Genomic DNA, 19,212 nt, shown 5'->3' on the forward strand with positions numbered 1-19,212 from the left:
CCGCGGGTTCGATGCTGACGGCTTCCCGGCCGACTGCTGGCGATTCTCCCGTTTGACTGTGACATGCTCGCTCGTAACTATCCTCCTCCCGTGATAGGGTGTCACCAACCGAGCGAGGGCCAGTCCCGGCAGGGGGCACCCGACGTTCGGGAGCAACCATGACCGACGACGACAACCCGATCCGACTGTCACGGCGCAAAGTGCTGGGCGGGCTCGGCGGCGTCGGCCTCGCCTCCGCGGGCGCGGGGCTCGGCACCACGGCCTACTTCAGCGACGAGGAATCGTTCACCGATAACTCCCTGACTGCGGGGGAGCTCGACCTCAAACTCGACTACAAGTCGACGTACGCGGGCGGGCCGGGGCGGCTCGACGAGATCGACGAGATGTACCCCGACTTCGACGTCGAGGAAATCGAAGACGGGGTCTACCTCACCGGCGAGGTTCCCGGTGCGGGTGATTACCCCGGTGACTGGTCCGGGGCAGTGCAGGACTGGGACCTGTGTGATCCGGAGCACAACCTCATCAACGGCGACGAGATCCCCGTGTTCAATCTCGAGGACGTCAAGCCGGGGGACAGCGGGGAGGTCACTATCAGCCTCCACATCTGTGACAACGCTTCGTGGGTGTGGATGGGCGGCGAGCTGACCGAGAACGCTCAGAACGGAACCACCGAGCCGGAGAACGAGACGCTGTCGGAGGAGTTCGAGACGATCCCCGATCACGGCCAGCTCGCCGATGCCGTGGACGTGACGATGTGGTACGACGAGAACTGTAACAACGTCTACGAGCCCGGTGGCGAGGGCGAGCCACCCTGTGTCCAGCTCGTACTGGACGCGTCGGGTTCGATGTCAGGCAGCCGAAACGACGAGGCCATCGAGGGCGCGAAAGAGCTGGCGGACCGCATCCTCAGCGAGGCACCCGCCGGCAGCCGCGTCGGCGTGACGTTCTTCAGCGGCGACGGGTACGACTCGGGCGCGAACACGGTCCAAACGCTCACCGACGACCTCTCGGCCGTCCAGGGCGCCATCGACACGCTTCCCGCTGACGGTGGCAGCACCGCAATCGGGGAGGGGATCGCGGCTGGGCAAGCCGAACTCGCGAACTGCGGACCGGACGAGGACCCGGTCATGGTCGTTCTGACTGACGGCCGAAACAACGAGGGACAGGATCCGGCTTCCGCCGCGACCGCGGCCAAGAACGCCGGGACGGAGATCTTCGCGCTCGGTGTCGGTGGTGCACAGACCCAAACCCTCAACGAAATCGCCAGCGACCCGGACGACGCGCACGTCTTCGGGTCGACGACCAACCAGGCGATCAATCAGGCATTCAGCCAGATCGCGGAGACGATCGTCGGCGAGACGGTCATCTTCGAGGGCTCGCTCGCCGAGACGATGGCGGCGCTGGAGGACGGGATCCCCCTCGACGGCAACCGCGCCAACGAGGCGCGCGAGCCGTTCGCCGGCGGGATGACCCAGTGTCTCGGCTTCGAGTGGGAGGTCCCCGCCGACGTGGGCAACGAGATCCAGACGGACTCGGTGATGTTCGACATCGATCTCTACGCCGAACAGTCGCGGCACAACGAGAACCCGACGAACCCGTACAACGAGACGGTGACGGGTAACGGCACGGCGACGCCGAACGGCACGGCGACGCCGAACGGCACGGCGACGCCGAACGGCACGGCGACGCCCAACGGGAACAACACCTCGTAGAGCTGCACAGCCCGTCGACGACCACGCTCCGTGGGCGGGGCCACGAGGCCCGGGCCCAGCGCCGGTTCGACTCCGGCGGCGGAGCTTCCCCGCCAGGGGATGACCAACGATGACTGACGACAACCCGATCAGACTCTCCCGCCGCAAGATGCTCGGTGGCGTCGGCGCCATCGGTCTCGCGAGCGCGGGCGCCGGACTCGGGACGACAGCGTACTTCAGCGACGAGGAATCGTTCACCGACAACAGCCTGACCGCCGGCGAGCTCGACCTGTTCGTCCACGTCGACTACGAGGAGGACCAGGGCGACTACGCCCAGTACAGCACGCCCGACGGCACGTACATCAACGGCGGCGTCGTCGGCGGCGAGGAGGAGGGCGAGCCCCTCCGGATCGAAGTGGAGGACCTCAAACCCGGCGACTCCGGCTGGGGGGAGCTCTGTTTCTCCGTCGTCGACAACCCGGCGTACATGTGGATGTGCGGCGGGCTGACCGGGAACGCCCAGAACGGGACGACCGAACCCGAGCAGGAGACGCTCGAAGGGATGTACGAGACGATCCCCGAGGAGGGCCAGCTCGCCGACGCGATGCAGGTCACGGTCTCGTACTGTTCCGAGAACGAGGACGGCGAAACCGTGATCGGCGACGAGATCGCCTCCGGCTCCCTCGCGGACGTGATGGCGGCCCTCGCGACGGGCGTGCCGCTGGCCGGCGACGGCGACGCCGACGCCGGGGTCGCGAACCGGCCCACCTTCGAGGGCGTCGAGCAGCCGTTCGTGGAGGAGGAGGTCAACGCCGCTGAGACCTGCGTCTGCTTCGAGTGGGCGGTCCCGACCGACGTGGGCAACGAGATCCAGACGGACTCGGTGACGTTCGACTTCTCGTTCTACGCCCAGCAGGCCCGCCACAACGACGGCACGACCAACCCCTGCATCGACGAGTCCTACTCCGCGGAGTACGACAACCCCGACGGGATCACTCAGCCCATCCCCGACGGCGTCGCCCAGGTCGACGTGACCTACGGCGAGAAGTGCGTCGTCTACGGCGTCACGTTCGACGAACCCGACGACAGCCAGTACAGTCTGGCCGACCCTGGCTTCGCGAACACCAACTTCTCGCTCCCGTTCGACGCCGACGCGGACGGCACCTACGACTTCCAGGTCGCGTGGAACGTCGACGGCAACGACGGGTTCCACTACTCGGCGGTCGATCAGAGCGTCCCGGAGTGGGAGAAAGACGCCGCGGCCGGCTGGTCCGCGCTCCCGCCGGGGTTCACCGCGGTCAAGATGGGGAACCAGGCGGCCATCTGTGTCCCGCGCTCGCTGCTCGAAGCGAGCAGCGACGACTTCGTCTTCGGGTTCTTCGCCGGTGCGGGCGGGGAACAGCCGTCGGTTGCCATCCCGACAGGCGGTCCGTACTCCTCCAGCGACAACTGGACCGCGAGCGAGAACGGTCTCGATGCGACACTCCAGTAAGCGTTGAAAACGCGTCGAGGCGCCGACCTCGGCCCCCCACATGGTGTACGGCGGTTCGACTCCGCCGGTGGGGTTCCCGGAGGGGAAACCGACCATGTCCGAGATCGCTCGTGTCCGACCGACCGCCCCACGGCGCGCACCCGGTAGGGAGCGCATTCATATCCCGATTCGGTCCCTGCGTGCCGTTGAGGACGACCCATACCGATGACCCGTCCTGATACACCCGAGCTCAACCGCCGCCGCGTCCTCGCCAGCGCCGGCCTGGTCGGTGCGGGTGCGTTCGGCGGCGCCGTCGGCGTCGCCGACCGCGTCACGCGGGACCCCCGCGAGTACACCCACTACACCTACGCTCGCGTCCCGGCGCAGGTGGACGGTACGGACACCGCGGACCCCCGGCTCCGGGTCGCGTGGGAGAGCAGGTACAACGGCGAGCGGGTCGCCACGAGCGGCGAGGGCCCCGAGTTCGTCGACGACGCCGCGGGCCCGCTGTTCTCGGCGTCGAACGTGTTGCCGGGGGACTACGGCACCGCGAGCATCCGGCTCGCGGTCGAGGGTGACGAGCCGGTGCAGGTCCGCGTCGTCCCCGTCGTCCGGGGCTCGCTCGCGACGGCGGTCTCGGTCCGCCTCGGTTACGACACGGGGGTCTTCGGCATCGGCGCTTGCGACGGCGCCGACCGCCCCGACGACGTGGCCGGGGACGTGACGATGTCGCTCGCGGCGTTCGGGGAGGCCTACGGCGACGAGGGCCTGTCGCTGAACCCGGACTGCCTCGCCCCGGACGAGGAGCTCTGTCTCGGGTTCGGCTGGAAGTTCCCCGCGACCGAGACCAACGAGTGGCAACGGGCGTCGACTACCTTCGAACTGGCGTTCCACGCCGAGGGGTGTTCGGAATGACCGACAACCGCCCCCCAGGGGTCCCCACGCGCCGGCAGTTGCTCGCGGGACTGGGCACGCTCGGCGCCGCGAGCGCGTTCGGCGGCGGCGCCGGGGCGGCGTTGCTCTCGGATTCGGAGGCCATGGGCGGGACGATCACGGCGGGTGACGTGTCGCTGACCGTCGACTGCCCGGACTGTCTCGCCACCCCGGACGGCATCGCGTTCGACCTCGCAGTCGACCCCGGCGAGAGCGGCTCGACGACGCTCTCGGTCGCCCCCGACGGCAACCCCGTCAGGCTGTGGGTCCGGACCACCTGTCCCCCCGTCGGCGACGCGTTCGCCCGGGCGCTCGAGGTGACGCTCGGGCTCGACGCTGACTGCGACGGCGAGGCCGAGTCCACGCTGTTCGAGGGTTCGCTCGCCGACCTCCGGCGTTCGCTCGTCGACGGCCGGCGGCTCGAGGGATCGTCCCCGTGTGTTCCCACCGGCCAGTCGCTCTGTCTCGACCTCGGGTGGGAGCTCCCCGCTGACGTGACGATCCCCGCGTCGTCGACGACGCTCGCCTTCGAGTTCTACGCCGAGCAGTGCCGCCACCAGCCGGAGTCAGCCGTGACCGACCCGTTCGCCGGGACCGAACCCTGCCCCGAGGAGCCGGACTGTCCCGCGTGTGTCGACCTCGGCAAGATCGACGTCCAGGGCGACCAGCTGACCGTCGGCGAGTCGTACGCCTTCACGGACGCCCCGAACGAGCAGTACCGGGACGACGGTCACGAGTACGCGATCGAGGTCCTGTCGGTCACCGACGAGGGCCAGCCCCCGGAGACCGTCGGCGCCGGCTTCCGACTGCTCCGGGACGGTGACCCCGCCGACGACCTGCGGATCTGTGCGGTCGCGGTGGGCGGCGGGCGGCCGGACCCCGATCTCAAGCCGTCGGACCCCGACGCGCGGGTCGCCCGCTACACGTTCGACCCGCCGTCGTCGTCGACGCCCGGGCAGGTGTACGCCGCCCACGGGGCGTACAAGGACGACCCGCTGAGCCAACCCGACGACGATCGCCCGGCGATCAGCAACATCACTGTCTCCGTCTGCGCCGACGGGACGGGGGAGGAGACCGATGACTGAGACAGACGACACCACCGACGAACGAACCGACACGACGGCCACCGCGGAGGGATCTGATCCCGCCGATGCCCCGCCCGACGACCAGGTGCCGTCCGAACCCCGGGACGCCGACGGGTCTGGGAGCGCCCAGCGCGTGACGCTCCGGCGGGTGCTGAACGTCCTCGGCGTCCTCCTGTTGCTCGCCGTGGTGGCACCGTTCGTGGTGTACGCGGTGCCCGGCGTCGTCGGCGCGGACGCGAGCTTCGTCGTCCTGAGCGGCAGCATGGAGCCGGCGATATCCGCGGGCGACGTGGTGGTCGTCGAGTCGGTGCCGCCCGGGGCGATCGCCGTCGACGACGTGGTCACCTACTCCCGGAGCGACGAGGGCGCGACGGTGACCCACCGCGTCATCGAGGTGGACGACACCGGCGACGAGCGCGTGTTCTACACAAAGGGTGACGCCAACGAGGACGCCGACCAGCGGCCGGTGCCCGCGTCGGCGCTCGTCGGCTCGGTCGTACTCACCATCCCCTACATCGGCTACGTGATCCAGTTCGTCGGCACCAGAACGGGGTTCGCGCTGCTGGTCGTCCTCCCCTTCGGCGCGCTGCTGGTCACGGAAGTCGGGTCGTACCTGCGACGCAGGCGCCACGGGGACGGGCAGGCCACGGAGCGGGAATCGCCGGCGCCGGTTCGGACGACCGCAGAGCGGGACGCGTCGACCGAGGCCGTGGCGATATCCTCCACGGACATGCTGCTCACGCTGGGCGTGCTCGCGGCGGTCCTGCCCTACCTGGGCTTCGTCGCCCTCCAACGGGAGTCGGCGCTCTCGATCGGCATCGCCGTCGGGTTCGGCACGGCGTTCGCGCTGCTCGCCGGCGTGTTCATCTCCGCCCGGCTCCGCGAGCGGTCCCAAGCGTCGGGGACGCGAGACTCGGCCGTGCCCGACCGTCCGACCGCGGCAAGCGACGGCGGCACGACGCCGGAGGAGGAACGATGACCCGGACCCACCGTGCCGGGGTGCTCGTGGTGGTCTGCCTGCTGATCGTCGTCCTGGGCAGCGGGATCGGCGCCGAGACGGTCGCGCTCCTGACCGCCAGCGAGACCGTGACGGGGACGTTCTACACCAACGGCTCAGCCGGCAATCAGCCCCTCGCCACCGAGAGCCTCGGCGGAACCGAGCCGGCGTCGGCGAACGGGACTGCGGTACCGAACGGAACGCCGACGCCGACGGCGGCACCGACTCCGACGCCGGACGGAACGGACACTTCGACCCCCGCGTCCACGCCGAACGGGACCGACACGCCAACCCCGACGGCGACGCCCGCGCCCACCCGGACCGCGACACCGACCGAAACAGCGACGCCGACGCCCACCGAGACTGCAACACCGGCGCCGACGCCGACCGAAACAGCGACGCCGACCGAAACCGCGACGCCGACGTCGAACGGGACGGCGACGGCCACGCCGAACGGGACAGCCACCGCCAGCGTCGGCGTTTCGCTGGACGGGCTGGCCGGGGGTGACAGCTGATGATCGGCCCCTTCGACGGATGGTTCCGATCGTTGCTGCTCGGGCGCGTGCCCTCCCCCGTCGTGTTCGTCGACGGGGGGAGCCCACCGATCTCGAAGCGCATGGTGCTGTACCTGCTCTCCCTGCTCCTGCTCGCCGCGGTGGCCCTGGGCTGGGTCTTCCACCCGTAGGGCCGCCGTCGCCGCCGTCGTGGGGCTACCGCGGAAGCTTTACCCTCCGCGGTGTTGCCTCCGGTAACGATGGCTGAGGACTCCGCGACCGATCGGCGCACCTTCCTCTCGGCGGTCGGCGGCGCGGCCGCGGCGGCGATGGCCGGCTGTACTGGCGACGGGACGCCGACTGACCCCACATCGACGACGGCGCCGCCGAGCAGTTCGACCGACGTATCGACGCCGGAGGGTGGCCCACAGCCGGGGGGCACCCTCCGTGTCGGCTTCGAGTCCGAACTCACGGGGCTGGACCCCCACCGTACCGAGAGCGTGGTCTCGTGGGTGGTCGTGTTCAACGTCTGCGAGACGCTGATCACTTTCGAGGACGGCGCGCCGGCCGGCCGGCTGGCGACCGACTGGGAGATCGGCGAGGACGGCCGCACCTACACGTTCACGCTGACGGAGGACGCGCGCTTCCACCCGCCGGTCGACCGCGGGATGACCGCCGAAGACGTGGTCTACTCCTTCGAGCGCATGAACCAGGACGGCGCGATGGGCTCGGACCTCGCCGCCGTCGAGGCCGTCGAGGCCACCGGCGAGTACGAGGTGACGTTCACGCTCGCGGAGACGTTCGCACCCTTCTTCAACTTCCTCGGTCGCGTCCCGTGGGTGATCGTCCCCGAGGAGGCCGTCGAGGAGCAGGGCGGCGACCTCGGCGAGTTCCAGGAACCCGTGGGAACCGGCCCGTTCCAGTTCGACGAGCACGAACCCGGCGACCACCTCACGCTGACGGCGTTCGACGACTACCGCGCGGACGACGTGCCGCTGCTCGACGCCGTCGAGATCACGCCGATCCCCGACGCGGACTCCCGGGTCTCGGCGCTGCGCGGCGGCGACGTCGACATGGTCCGGGGGGTCGGCGGCAGCGACGCCGACGTGGTGCGGAACGACGCGGAGACTAAACTCTCCCGCCAGCGCGGCACGGAGTGGGGCCAGCTCCACATCAACTGTAGCGAGCCACCGTGGGACGACCCGGCGGTCCGGCGCGCCGTCGCCCACGCGATGGACCGCGGCGCGATCGTCGACGCAGCCGTCTCGGGCTACGGCCAGCCGGCGTGGCAGCCCTACGCCGAGGAGAGCGTCTGGCACTACGACCTCGGCGACAGCCGGCGCACCCACGACCCCGAGCGCGCCCGCCAGATCCTCGACGACGCCGGCAACCCCCTCGAGAGCGAGACGCTGACGATCAAGACCAACACGCGCTACGGGCTGATGGAGACCACCGCGGAGCTACTGGTCGCCCAGCTCGCCCAGGCGGGCATCGACGCCGAGACCGAGGTGCTGGAGTGGGGGACCCAGCTCTCGGACTTCGTCGGCGGCAACTTCGGCGCGATGGCCTTCTCGGTCCCGTTCAAGATCGACCCGGACCGGCACTACTACGGCTTCATCCACCCGGAGGGCACGCAGTTCAACCACTACGGGGAGGACCAGCCCGACGCCCAGCGCATGTACGAACTCCTCGAACAGGGCCGCAGCGAGACCGACCGGGACGAACGCGTCGAGATCTACAGCGAGTTCGAGAAACTGGTCAACGAGCACTGTCCGTGGATCTCGGTCGCGCGCGCCGACGGGCTCGCGGGGCTGCGCGCGGACGTGTACGGCGTGCAGCCGTGGCTGCTACCCTACACGCGGTTCTGGACGATGTGGACGGAGGACTGAGAACGCACGGCAATGGTGTCACGGCTCCAGGCGTTCCTGATCCGGCGGCTGCTCTGGGCGCTGCCGGTGCTGGCGCTGGTCTCGGTCGCGATCTTCGGGCTGATCAGGCTCGTCCCCGGCGATCCCGCGATCGTGATGCTCGGCGCCGACGCCCCGCCGGCCCAGCTGGCCGCGGTCCGCGCGGAACTCGGCCTGGACGAGCCCCTACCCGTGCAGTACGTCGACTACGTCGCCGACGCCGTCCGGGGCGACCTCGGCCGCTCCTACGTCGACGACCGCGAAGTGAGCGCGGCGATCGCCTCGCGGCTCCCGACGACGCTGTTTCTCACGGCCGCGGGCTTTCTGGTCTCGCTCACGATCGCGATCCCCGCGGGCCTGCTGAGCGCGACCAACCGGGGGGAGTGGCTCGACGGCGTCGGCCTCGGCTTCGGTCTGCTGGGCGTCTCAGTCCCGAACTTCTGGCTGGGCGTCGTGCTCCTGTTGCTGTTCGGGGTCACCCTCGACTGGCTCCCCGTCGCGGGCTACGTCTCGCCGCTCGAGGACCCCGTCGCGGGGATCCGGTACCTGCTCCTCCCGGGGATCACCTTGGGGACCGCGATGGCCGCCGTCGTGACCCGGATGCTGCGCTCGGAACTGCTGGAGGAACTGCGCCGTGAGTACCTGAACGCCGTCCGGATGAAGGGCGTCGGCGAGCTACGGGTGCTGACTCACGCGACCAAGAACGCGTTCATCCCGGTCGTCACCGTGATCGGGATGCAGTTCGGCTACCTGCTCGGGGGGTCGATCGTCGTCGAGACGGTGTTCTCGATCCCCGGGATGGGGCGGCTCCTGATCGACGCGATCCAGAGCCGCGACTACATCATGCTCCAGGGCGTGGTGCTCGTCTACACCACGTTCTTCGTCGCGGTGAACATCGTCGTCGACGGCGCGTACTTCTACCTGAACCCGAAACTGGGGGGTGAGCGATGAGCGACGCGACCGAGTCCGACGCCGACGGGACGACCGCGGCGCCGGAGCGGCCGCAGTCCCCGCTGGCCCGCCGCACCCGGACGTTCGTGCGACGGTTCCGCCGGAACCGGCTCGCGATGGGCGGCCTCGTCGTGACCGCCGGGTTCGTGCTGCTCGCGTTGCTGGCGCCGGTGCTGGCGCCGTACGACCCCGCGGCCGTCGACGTGCCCGCGCGGCTGCAGGGCCCGAGTCCCGCCCACCCGTTCGGCACCGACCGCTACGGCCGGGACCTGTTCTCGCGAGTGCTCTTCGGCGCCCGGATCGCGCTGCAGGTCGCCGTGGCGACGCCGCTGGTGGCCGGCGCCGTCGGCGTCCCGATCGGGCTGGTCGCGGGGTACGTCGGCGGCCGCGTCGACGACGTGCTGATGCGCCTGATGGACAGCGTCTTCGCGTTCCCCGCGATCCTGCTCGGCCTGACCCTCGTCGCGGTGTTCGGCCAGTCGCTGACCAACATCGTCGTCGCCCTCGGGATCGTCTACGTCCCACAGTTCGCCCGCGTCACCCGCGGCAGCGCGGTCTCGGTCGTCGAGGAGGAACACGTCCGTGTCGCGCGCTCGCTCGGCGCCTCCCACGCCCGGATCGTCCTCGTCCACGTGCTGCCGTTCTGCCTCTCGGCGATCCTCGTGCAGGCGACGGTGACGGCCGCGCTGGCGATCGTGCTCGAGTCCTCGCTCTCCTTCCTCGGCGTCGGCGTCCCCTCGCCGACGCCCTCCTGGGGGTCGATCCTCCGGGTCGGCAAGGGGTACGTCGACAGCGGCGAGTGGTGGTACAGCGTCTTCCCGGGGGTGGCGATCGTGATCGCCGTCCTCGGGTTCAACCTCCTCGGGGACGGCCTGCGCGACGTGCTGGACCCCCGAACCGACCCCAACAGGTGATCCAGCATGAGTGAACCCCTCCTCCGAGTCGAGAACCTCCGCACCCAGTTCGGTCGCCGTGACCCACTCGTCGCCGTCGACGGCATCAGCTACGACCTCCGGGCGGGCGAGACGCTGGGCATCGTCGGCGAGTCGGGCGCCGGCAAGTCCGTCTCCGTGCGCTCGCTCGTCGGCCTGATCGACGACGGCGAGGTCGCGGGCTCCGTGGAGTGGCGCGGCGAGGAACTGGTCGGCGCCAAGCCGCGCGAACTCCGCGCGGTCCGGGGCTCGGGGATCGGGATGGTGTTCCAGAACGCCGAGGCGGCGTTCGACCCGATCGAGACGGTCGGGAGACAGATCGTCGAGGCGGTCCGGGCGAACCGCGACCTCTCGAAGCGGGACGCCCGCACCGAGGCGATCGACCTGCTCGAGGAGGTCGGCATCGGCGACCCCGCGGGCCGGTTCGACGACTACCCCCACGAGTACTCCGGCGGGATGGCCCAACGGGCGGGTATCGCGATGGCGTTGGCGGGCGAGCCGGACCTGCTGATCGCCGACGAGCCGACGACGGGGCTGGACGTGAGCGTCCAGGCCGGCATCGTCGACCTGTTCCGCGACCTCGTCGCCGAGCGAGACATGTCGCTGCTGCTGATCAGCCACGACCTCGGCGTGGTCTCCCAGCTCTGTGAACGGATCATGGTGATGTACGCCGGCCGGATCGTCGAGCGCGGCAGCCGGAAGCAACTGCTCGACTCGCCGCGGCACCCCTACACGGGGGCGTTCCTCCGGAGCGTCCCCGACGTGGACGTGCGAAAGGATCTCGAACCCATCGGCGGCTCGCCGCCGAGCCTCGACGATCCGCCCGCCGGCTGTCGGTTCCACCCGCGCTGTCCCGCCGCGGAGGCGGGAGTCTGTGACGGCGCGGCGCCGCCGACGGTCAGCTTCGAGGACGGCGGTGAGGACGCCGAGCGCCACGAGGCGACCTGCCACGGTTACACCGACGCCCACCCCGGCGGCGACGCGTTCGACCGCGAAGCCGTCGAGTGGATCGAGCCGGCCGACGGGGCGGAGCGGGGTGAACGATGAGCGACCCCCTGCTCTCGGTCCGGGACCTGAAACGCCACTATCCGGTCCGCTCGGGGATCCTCAAGCGGAAGAGGGGGGCGGTTCGGGCCGTCGACGGCGTGAGCTTCGACCTCCAGGCCGGCGAGACCCTCGCCGTCGTCGGCGAATCGGGCTGCGGGAAGTCGACGCTCGCGGAGACGGTGATCGGGCTGGACGAACCCACCGCGGGCGAGGTGCTGTTCGAGGGGGAACCGCTCGCCGGCACGCAGTCGGGCGGCGTGTTGGGGTCGCTCGCCGGCGGCGTCGACAAGGCGTTCCGCCGCCGGGTCCAGATGGTGTTCCAGGACCCGTTCTCGACGCTGAACGAGCGCATGAGCGTCGGTCGGATCGTCGCCGAACCGCTGGTGATCCACGGGGAGCGCGAGGACGACCGCGCGGGATACGTGCGGGAGTTGCTCGAAACGGTCGGGCTCGATCCCGACCGCCACTACGACGCGTTCCCGCACGAACTCTCCGGCGGCCAGCGCCAGCGCGTGGGCATCGCGCGGGCGCTCGCGCTCGAACCCGACCTCCTCGTCCTCGACGAACCCGTCTCGGCGCTGGACGTGAGCGTCCGCGCGGGGATTCTGGAACTGCTCCGGGACCTGCAGGCCGAGCGCGGCCTGACCTACCTCCTGATCTCCCACGACGTGAGCGTCGTCCGGCAGGTCGCCGACCGCGTGGCGGTGATGTACCTCGGCGAGTTCGTGGAGCTCGGCGACCTCGGCGACGTGCTCGACGACCCGGCCCACCCCTACACGGAGGCGCTGCTGTCGAGCGTGCCGCGAGTGTGCGCGGCGCCGGACCCGGACGACCGGATCCGCCTGCCGGGCTCCCCACCTGACCCCTCGGAGCCGCCGGCCGGCTGTCGGTTCCACCCCCGGTGTCACCTCAGGGAGCGCCTCGACGACGAGGACGCCGCGCGCTGTGTCGCCGAGGACCCGGCACTCACCGAGCGCGATGCCGGCGGCGAGCCCCGACCCGGCGGCGACGGCCGGACCGTCGCCTGTCACTTCCGGCCGGCCGCGGTGGGGATTACTGATAGGAATCCACGAGAGTAGTAATTATTAAGCTCCTGCATCCGCTACGACGCCCATGACCGACCGAGTCGCGACCACCCTGGGACTGTACCCGCTCCCGGACTGGGCGAAAGACGAACTCTCGAACCTGAAAGGCCATCAGAAGGCGGACCTCGTCGACGGCAGCGAGGGGCCGGAGGTCCGGGCGGCCTACGAGCGCGTCCGCGAGGACCTGATCGACGACCAGCGCGAGGCCGGCCTCGACCGCGTCGTCGAGGGGCAGGGCCGCTGGGACGACTGGCTCGCGCACCCGCTGGCGGTCCACGAGGGCGTCGAGACCGGCGGCATCGTGCGCTACTACGACAACAACAACTTCTACCGCGACCCGCGGGTCGTCGACGAGTTGACGCCCGACGGCGACGTGGCCGCCGAACTCGACGCCGCCACGGGCCTGCTGAACGAGGGCGACTCCCTGCAGGCGGTTCTCCCGGGTCCCTACACGCTCGCGGAACTCGCGACCGACGAGCACTACGGCGACGAGGCTGATTTCCTCGCCGCGATTGCCGAGTTCCTCGCCGCCGAGGTCGAGGCGCTCCCGCCCCACGAGACGCTGTTCCTGCTCGACCCCTCGCTGGTGACGGATTCGCCGGAGGACGACGCGAACGAGCGCGTCAGCGACGCCGTCGACACGGTCGCGGCCGCGACCGACGCCGACGTGGTGCTCCAGAGCTACTGGGGTGCCCACGCGGAGAAGACCTACGCGCACCTGATGGACGCCGACTTCGACGCGTTCGGCTTCGACTTCGTCGCCGGCGACCGCGACGCCCACCTCTACAACGTCACCGAGTTCGGCACGAAAGACGACGTCTCGCTGGGGCTCGTCGACGGCCAGAACACCGCCGTCGAGAGCCCCGAGACCGTCGCCGAGCGCATCGACTGGGTGACCGAACAGGTCCCGAGCCAGACGTTCGACACCGTCTACGCGACGCCCAACACCGAACTCGCGTACCTGCCCGTCTCGACCTACCGGGAGAAGCTCTCCGTGTTGGCCGACGGGGTTGATCTCGCGCCGGAGACGGAGGTGAGCGCCTGATGGCCCGCGACGCCACCAATCGCGAGCAGTTCCGCCCCGACGACCACGAGCACGAGCACTTCCTGCTGACCAGCGTCGTCGGCTCCTACCCCAAGCCGACGTGGCTCAACCGGGCCGACGACCTCGCCGCGGATTCCGACTCCGCGTTCGACGAGGACGACCTCGAGGAGGCACACGACGACGCCGCCCGCCTCATCACCGAGGAGCACGAGCGAACCGGCCTCGACACCGTCGTCGACGGCGAGATGCGCCGCAACGAGATGGTGGAGTTCTTCGCCGAGCGCATCGACGGCTACGAGTTCAACGGCCCCGTGAAGGTGTGGGGCCACAACTACTTCGACAAGCCGAGCGTCGTCGAGGAGGTTGAGTACGACGAGCCGTGGCTGGTCGACGAGTTCGAGTTCACCGATTCCGTCGCGGAGCGCCCGGTCAAGGTCCCGATCACGGGCCCCTACACGCTCGCGAACTGGGCGTTCGACGAGCACTACGGCGACAGCGAGGCGCTCGCCTACGACCTCGCGGACCTGGTGAACGAGGAGATCGAGAAACTCGTCGAGGCGGGCGCGCGCTACATCCAGATCGACGAGCCCGCGCTGGCGACGACGCCGGACGACCACGCCATCGTCGGTGGCTGTCTGGAGCGCATCGTCGACGGCGTGCCCGACGAGGTCCGGGTGGGCGTCCACGTCTGCTACGGCGACTACTCCCGGATCTACCCCGAACTCAACGAGTTCCCCGTCGACGAGGTCGACCTCGAACTCTGTAACGACGACTACGAGCAGATCGAGACGTTCGCCGACGGCGAGTTCGCGCCCGACCTCGCGCTGGGGGTCGTCGACGCCCACGCCGCCGAGGTCGAGAGCGTCGCGGAGATCAAGGAGAACATCCGGCAGGGGCTGAAGGTGGTGCCGCCCGAGAAACTCACCGTCTCGCCGGACTGCGGGCTGAAGCTGCTGCCCCGCGAGGCCGCCTATCAGAAGACCGAGAACCTCGTGACTGCGGCCCGAGAGGTGGAGGCCGAACTCGACGCCGGCGAGATCGAGGTGCCGGTCTCGACGCCGCCCGCCGACGACTGAGGACGCCGGACCTTTCGTCGATCTCGCTCCAAACATCTATACGGTAGATTGGCGAACGGCCCTACGAGCATGGCCGCGATGAGTACACTCGACTGGCTCGGGGTCGTCGGACCGTACGCGATCTTCTTCGTGATGTTGATCGTGTACTACGTCTGGGAGGGGCGGCGCGAACGCGCGCTCCGGAAACAGTACGAGGAGGGGGAGCATGCATAGCGGCGCGCTCGTGCCGATGCAGGGCACCGGCGGCATCGCGGGCGCCGCGGGGATCTGGGTCCTCGCCACCTTCGCGCTCTACCTCGTCGTCCTCGTCGGGATCGGCCTGTGGGCCTCCCGGTTCATGGACTCCGTCGGCGACTACGTCATCGGCGGCCGCGAGATCGGGCCGGTGGTGACGGGGTTCTCCGAGCGCGCCTCCGAGATGAGCGGCTGGCTCACGCTGGGGGTCCCCGCCGACGCCTACGGGACGGGGATCATGGCGTTCCTCAACGGGCTGGGGATGATCCCGGCCGACCTGTTCGCGTGGGCCGGGATCGCCAAGCGCCTCCGCAAGTACACCGAGATCGTCCGCTCGGTGACGCTGCCGACGTTCTTCGAGACGCGACTGGGTGACGACACCGGGCGGGTGAAGGCCGTCTCGGCGCTCGTGCTCATGCTGTTCGAGGGCGGCTACGTCGGCGCCCAGATCGTCGCCGCCGGGACGCTGCTGCAGGTGCTGACCGGGATCGAGCCCTGGATCGGCATCATCGCCGGCGGGGTCATCGTCATCGGCTACACGTTCCTCGGCGGCTACTTCGCCGTCGCGTGGTCGGACTACTTCCAGGGCGCGATCATCCTGATCGCGTTCATCATCCTCCCGGTGCTCGCGTTCACGGAGATGGGGCTGCCGTTCGAGGCGGTGGCGGCCGCGGCGGGCGACTCCGCGACCAGCATCACCGCCGGGATGGCCGGCTGGGCCGCCGTCTTCGGCGTCATCAGCTACGCCGCGATCGGGCTGGGCGTCCCCGGGAACCCCCACATCATGGTGCGGTTCATGGGGATCGACAAGGTGCGGAACGTCCGCCTCGCGGCGATGGTCGCACAGCTGTTCATGTTCGTCGCGTACGTCGGCGCCGCGCTCGTCGGGCTGTACGCCATCGCGATGTTCGGCGACGGCGCGCTCGCGGACCCCGACAACGCGATGCCCCGGCTCACGCTCGACCTGCTGCCGAGCGTCGTCGCCGGCATCGTGCTCGCGGCCGCGCTGGCGGCGATGATGTCCAGCGCCGACTCCCAGCTGCTCGTGGCGACGAGCGCGGTCGTCGAGGACGTCTACCACGGCTTCCTCGACCGCGACGCGACCCAGGAGGAGCTGGTTCGCTACTCCCGCTACGTCACCTTCGGGCTCGGCGCCGCGAGCGTCGCGTTCGCCTTCATCGCCCAGGACACGCCGATCTACACGCTCGTCCTCGACTACGCGTGGGGCGGGCTCGGCGCCGCCATCGGCCCGACCGTGATCGCGACGCTCTGGTGGAAGCGCGTCACGGCGGCGGGCTCGCTCGCCAGTATGATCGTCGGCACGGCGACGATGGTGCTGTGGACCCAGCTCTCGACGGTGCTGGGCTGGCTCGGCGCGATGCCGCCCGAGTCCGCCGCGTTCTGGTACGGGCTCGTGACGGTGTACGGCCTGTTCCCGGCGTTCATCCTCTCGGTGATCACGCTCGTCACGGTGTCGCTGCTGACCGAGCCGCCGGAGAACGTCGACGAGCACTTCGACATCTTCGACAAGCCGCTCTCGGCCATCGTCGACTCGGAGGGCTCGGCGGGGACGCCCGACTACGTCGCCGACGGCGGCGTCGACGAGACGCGGAGCGTCTCGTCTGCCAGTCAGACGCAGTCTGACGACGTCGACGAGAGCCGAAGGCTCTCGTCTGCCAACCAGAACGCTTCGCGTTCTGGTGACGTCGACACGGGGACCCGCGCCGACGGCGGCGAGGCGACGGACACCTCGCCGAAGGTGCTCACCGAGACCGACAACATCCGCGCCCACGTCGCCGCCTCGGGGTACTGGGCGGACGATGACTGAGCCGGAGCCGGGGGAACTGGGTGCCGACCCGCTCCCGCCCGCCGACCACCCGCTCGTCGGCGACCGCCACGAGGCGGTCGACCTCCCGGTCATCGAACCGGGGATCTCGCGGGATTCGGTCGAGTCGGACGGCCGCGTCGGTGCCGTGGCGTACCCGTTCCGGGTGTACGAGGCCGAGATCGAGGTGGATCGGCCGCTGCTCGCGCCGCGCACCGACCGCCGGGTGATCAGCGTCGACCGCTCGCGGCGGCTCGCGGTCCGGGCCGACACGCTCCCCGAGGTCGAGGAGCGACACGTCAAGGACGTGCTGGTACTGCCCGGCGAGCTCTCGCCGGATCAGGCGGACGAAAAAGCGCGAGAGGCGGCGTTCCAGTGGACGCTTCGGGGGTCGATCCTCGCCGACGCGCCCGAGATCGAGTTCGCGAACGTCGTCGAGGCCTACAAGCTGTTCTGGCTGGCCGACCGTCCCGGCGGGGACGTGATCGTCGACAGCGTGCGCGGCGAGGAGCGACCCTTCGAGGGGTAGCTCAGTCGTCGCTCGACTCGATCACGTCGACGACCGGGCCGTCTTCGACCTCTTCGTCGTCGCCCTCGCTGGGCGTCGGGAGGAACGGCGCGATCAGGGCGGCGACGGCGAGCAGCAGGCCCGCGTAGCGCGTGGCGTCGACGTACCACTCGCTCGGTTCGAGGTCCTCGGGGTTCTCGTAGCCCGCGAGCATCGAGCGGGCGCAGACGTCGAGCAGTTTCTCGGGGCCGGCGGCGCCGGCGATTCCGGTGACGAACGTGAGGGCTCTCAGGAGCATACGGGTGGAGCGACGGGCCGCGAACGGGAGGCGTTTGCGGTTGCGGCGCGGCGGCTCGCCGTTCGGCGAAACGTGGAGAAGACGGAGCGCTACTCGTAGAGCCAGCCTTCGTCGACGCGATCGTAGTCGATCAGTTCCTCGTCGTCGAAGAACAGGTCGATCTCGCGCTCGTTCGAGCCCGGATCCTCGTGATCCGAGGCGTGGATGACGTTGCGACCGAGGTCCAGGCCGAGGTCACCGCGGATCGTGCCCGCGGGGGACTCGGCGGGGTCGGTCTCGCCGACCATGCTCCGGACCTGTCGGGTGGCGTCGGCGCCCTCCCAGACCATCGCGAAGACGGGGCCGGACGTGATGAACTCCACGAGGCCCTCGAAGAACGGCTTGTCGGCGTGCTCGCCGTAGTGCTCCTCGGCGAGGTCCCGGTCGATCCGCATGAACTTGCCGCCGACCAGCTTCAGGCCGCGGTCCTCGAAGCGCGAGACGATCTCGCCGATCAGGCCGCGCTGGACGCCGTCGGGCTTGACCATGACGAAGGTTCGCTCGCGCTCGCTCATTCCTCGTCCTCCTCGTCGTCGGCCGCCGCTTCCTCGTCCGTGGATTCGGACTCCTCGGCGTCTTCCTCGGACGCCTCGACGTCCTCAGCCTCGGCTTCCTCGGACGCCTCGACGTCCTCAGCCTCGGCCTCCTCGGATTCCGCTTCCTCGTCGGCGTCCTCGGTCGCCTCCTCCTCGGGTTCGGTCTCCTCGGGCTCGACGCCGTGGTCGCCGCCCTCTTCGGTCCACTCCAGGTCCCGGGGCTCGCGCCCGAGGTCGGCGTTCTTCTCGCACTTCGCCGAGCAGTAGTGGATCACGCTACCGTTCGTGCGGACGAACATCGTGCCCGTGCCGGGCTCGACGTCGTCGCCGCAGTAGTCACAGGTTCGGTTCTGGGGCATCAGGCACCTCCGATGGAGTCGGCGTCACGCTGGGTCTCCCGCAGCTGGAGGATGTCGCCCTCGCGGACGGGACCCAGCACGTTCCGCGTGATGATTCGACCCTGGTTCGAGCCGTCCTGAATGCGGCACTTGACCTGCATGGCTTCGCCGTGCATGCCGGTCTTGCCGACGATCTCGATCACCTCGGCCGGCGTCGATTCCGTGCCGCTCTCCTCTTCTGCGCTCATAGGTTATCGGAGTTCCTCGACCTTCTCGGAGATGTCCTCCACGTCGTCCTCGGCGTCGCCGGCGTCCACGATGGCGGCGGCGGCGCTGCCGACCTCGAGGCCGGCAGCGTGACCCAGGTCGTCCTGAGTCTCGACGAAGACGACCGCGATGCCCTTCTCCTCGGCGAGTTCGGGCAGGTGCATGACGATCTCCTCGGGCTGGACGTCCTCGGCGACGAACACGAGCTCCGCGTTCCCGCGCTCGACGGCCTTGGTCGTCTCGTTGGTTCCTTTCTTCACGGTGCCGGTGTCCCGGGCGACCTCGAGCGCGTCGAGCGCGCGGTCGGCGAGGTCGGCGGGGGTCTCGTAGTCGACGTAAACTGGCATTGTTGTAGTACCTCGGTCCTGCCTGCGGGCTCGACTGCCCCACCGGAACTGCGTCCCTGACGGTGGGGAGTATCATCAACCCCGGACAGGCTTCGATCCTCGATTC

22 protein-coding genes are annotated in these 19,212 nt (G+C 69.9%); 17 read left to right on the forward strand and 5 right to left on the reverse strand.

The features are described from left to right. Positions 1-158: 158 nt before the first annotated feature. From BMZ83_RS06255 to BMZ83_RS06335, 17 genes are all read left to right on the forward strand, one after another. The gene (locus tag BMZ83_RS06255; protein ID WP_074876744.1) at positions 159-1,712 is read left to right on the forward strand and encodes a vWA domain-containing protein; all 1,554 of its coding nucleotides are present in this window, start codon (positions 159-161) and stop codon (positions 1,710-1,712) included. 109 nt (positions 1,713-1,821) lie between these two features. Continuing rightward, positions 1,822-3,183, forward strand: a complete 1,362-nt coding sequence (locus BMZ83_RS06260) for a SipW-dependent-type signal peptide-containing protein (RefSeq protein ID WP_074876747.1) — start codon at positions 1,822-1,824, stop codon at positions 3,181-3,183. Positions 3,184-3,387: 204 nt separating this feature from the next. Continuing rightward, positions 3,388-4,077 (forward strand): hypothetical protein, encoded by a 690-nt coding sequence (locus BMZ83_RS06265; RefSeq protein ID WP_074876749.1) that lies wholly within the window; start codon positions 3,388-3,390, stop codon positions 4,075-4,077. After that, the gene (locus tag BMZ83_RS06270; protein WP_074876750.1) at positions 4,074-5,180 is read left to right on the forward strand and encodes a hypothetical protein; all 1,107 of its coding nucleotides are present in this window, start codon (positions 4,074-4,076) and stop codon (positions 5,178-5,180) included. The genes BMZ83_RS06265 and BMZ83_RS06270 overlap by 4 nt, the downstream gene beginning before the upstream one ends. Further along, on the forward strand, positions 5,173-6,159 hold the full coding sequence (locus tag BMZ83_RS06275) for a signal peptidase I (protein WP_074876753.1): 987 nt from the start codon (positions 5,173-5,175) through the stop codon (positions 6,157-6,159). The genes BMZ83_RS06270 and BMZ83_RS06275 overlap by 8 nt, the downstream gene beginning before the upstream one ends. Beyond that, positions 6,156-6,692: a hypothetical protein gene (locus BMZ83_RS16785; protein ID WP_074876756.1), complete on the forward strand. Its 537-nt coding sequence runs from the start codon at positions 6,156-6,158 to the stop codon at positions 6,690-6,692. Before BMZ83_RS06275 ends, BMZ83_RS16785 begins: the two co-directional genes overlap by 4 nt. Beyond that, positions 6,692-6,862 carry a hypothetical protein gene (locus BMZ83_RS16790; RefSeq protein ID WP_166623210.1) on the forward strand — a complete coding sequence of 57 codons (171 nt, stop codon included), beginning with the start codon at positions 6,692-6,694 and terminating at the stop codon, positions 6,860-6,862. Before BMZ83_RS16785 ends, BMZ83_RS16790 begins: the two co-directional genes overlap by 1 nt. Before the next feature lie 69 nt (positions 6,863-6,931). Further along, positions 6,932-8,560 (forward strand): ABC transporter substrate-binding protein, encoded by a 1,629-nt coding sequence (locus tag BMZ83_RS06285; RefSeq protein ID WP_074876757.1) that lies wholly within the window; start codon positions 6,932-6,934, stop codon positions 8,558-8,560. Positions 8,561-8,572: 12 nt separating this feature from the next. Continuing rightward, a complete protein-coding gene (locus tag BMZ83_RS06290) occupies positions 8,573-9,529 on the forward strand; it encodes an ABC transporter permease (protein WP_074876759.1) in 957 nt (318 codons plus the stop codon). Beyond that, positions 9,526-10,443 carry an ABC transporter permease gene (locus tag BMZ83_RS06295; protein WP_074876761.1) on the forward strand — a complete coding sequence of 306 codons (918 nt, stop codon included), beginning with the start codon at positions 9,526-9,528 and terminating at the stop codon, positions 10,441-10,443. The genes BMZ83_RS06290 and BMZ83_RS06295 overlap by 4 nt, the downstream gene beginning before the upstream one ends. 6 nt (positions 10,444-10,449) lie before the next feature. Beyond that, positions 10,450-11,508 carry an ABC transporter ATP-binding protein gene (locus BMZ83_RS16090; RefSeq protein WP_079990121.1) on the forward strand — a complete coding sequence of 353 codons (1,059 nt, stop codon included), beginning with the start codon at positions 10,450-10,452 and terminating at the stop codon, positions 11,506-11,508. Continuing rightward, positions 11,505-12,587: an ABC transporter ATP-binding protein gene (locus BMZ83_RS06315; protein ID WP_074876763.1), complete on the forward strand. Its 1,083-nt coding sequence runs from the start codon at positions 11,505-11,507 to the stop codon at positions 12,585-12,587. Before BMZ83_RS16090 ends, BMZ83_RS06315 begins: the two co-directional genes overlap by 4 nt. Positions 12,588-12,621: 34 nt before the next feature. Next, positions 12,622-13,638 carry a 5-methyltetrahydropteroyltriglutamate--homocysteine methyltransferase gene (locus BMZ83_RS06320; protein ID WP_074876765.1) on the forward strand — a complete coding sequence of 339 codons (1,017 nt, stop codon included), beginning with the start codon at positions 12,622-12,624 and terminating at the stop codon, positions 13,636-13,638. Beyond that, complete coding sequence (locus tag BMZ83_RS06325) at positions 13,638-14,714, forward strand: methionine synthase (RefSeq protein ID WP_074876767.1); 1,077 nt, start codon at positions 13,638-13,640, stop codon at positions 14,712-14,714. The genes BMZ83_RS06320 and BMZ83_RS06325 overlap by 1 nt, the downstream gene beginning before the upstream one ends. Positions 14,715-14,792: 78 nt before the next feature. After that, a complete protein-coding gene (locus BMZ83_RS17325) occupies positions 14,793-14,927 on the forward strand; it encodes a hypothetical protein (protein ID WP_255458089.1) in 135 nt (44 codons plus the stop codon). Next, the gene (locus tag BMZ83_RS06330; RefSeq protein WP_143076907.1) at positions 14,920-16,776 is read left to right on the forward strand and encodes a sodium/proline symporter; all 1,857 of its coding nucleotides are present in this window, start codon (positions 14,920-14,922) and stop codon (positions 16,774-16,776) included. The genes BMZ83_RS17325 and BMZ83_RS06330 overlap by 8 nt, the downstream gene beginning before the upstream one ends. Next, the gene (locus BMZ83_RS06335) at positions 16,769-17,302 is read left to right on the forward strand and encodes a hypothetical protein (RefSeq protein WP_074876769.1); all 534 of its coding nucleotides are present in this window, start codon (positions 16,769-16,771) and stop codon (positions 17,300-17,302) included. Before BMZ83_RS06330 ends, BMZ83_RS06335 begins: the two co-directional genes overlap by 8 nt. A gap of 1 nt (position 17,303) precedes the next feature. On the opposite strand, the gene BMZ83_RS06340 is transcribed toward BMZ83_RS06335, so the two are convergent. The 5 genes from BMZ83_RS06340 to rpl7ae form a co-directional block, all read right to left on the reverse strand. Further along, entirely contained in the window at positions 17,304-17,579 is a 276-nt protein-coding gene (locus BMZ83_RS06340) for a hypothetical protein (RefSeq protein ID WP_074876772.1), read from the reverse strand. A gap of 89 nt (positions 17,580-17,668) precedes the next feature. Next, on the reverse strand, positions 17,669-18,133 hold the full coding sequence (ndk, locus tag BMZ83_RS06345; protein ID WP_074876774.1) for a nucleoside-diphosphate kinase: 465 nt from the start codon (positions 18,131-18,133) through the stop codon (positions 17,669-17,671). Beyond that, the gene (locus BMZ83_RS17445; RefSeq protein ID WP_074876776.1) at positions 18,130-18,513 is read right to left on the reverse strand and encodes a 50S ribosomal protein L24e; all 384 of its coding nucleotides are present in this window, start codon (positions 18,511-18,513) and stop codon (positions 18,130-18,132) included. The genes ndk and BMZ83_RS17445 overlap by 4 nt, the downstream gene beginning before the upstream one ends. Further along, positions 18,513-18,740, reverse strand: coding sequence for a 30S ribosomal protein S28e (locus tag BMZ83_RS06355; protein ID WP_049979819.1), 228 nt, complete (start codon positions 18,738-18,740; stop codon positions 18,513-18,515). The genes BMZ83_RS17445 and BMZ83_RS06355 overlap by 1 nt, the downstream gene beginning before the upstream one ends. Before the next feature lie 3 nt (positions 18,741-18,743). Beyond that, the gene (gene rpl7ae / locus BMZ83_RS06360) at positions 18,744-19,106 is read right to left on the reverse strand and encodes a 50S ribosomal protein L7Ae (protein WP_049979820.1); all 363 of its coding nucleotides are present in this window, start codon (positions 19,104-19,106) and stop codon (positions 18,744-18,746) included. Positions 19,107-19,212 lie beyond the last annotated feature (106 nt).

Origin of the sequence: Halolamina pelagica (genome assembly GCF_900115675.1) — an archaeon.
Lineage (GTDB): Archaea > Halobacteriota > Halobacteria > Halobacteriales > Haloferacaceae > Halolamina > Halolamina pelagica.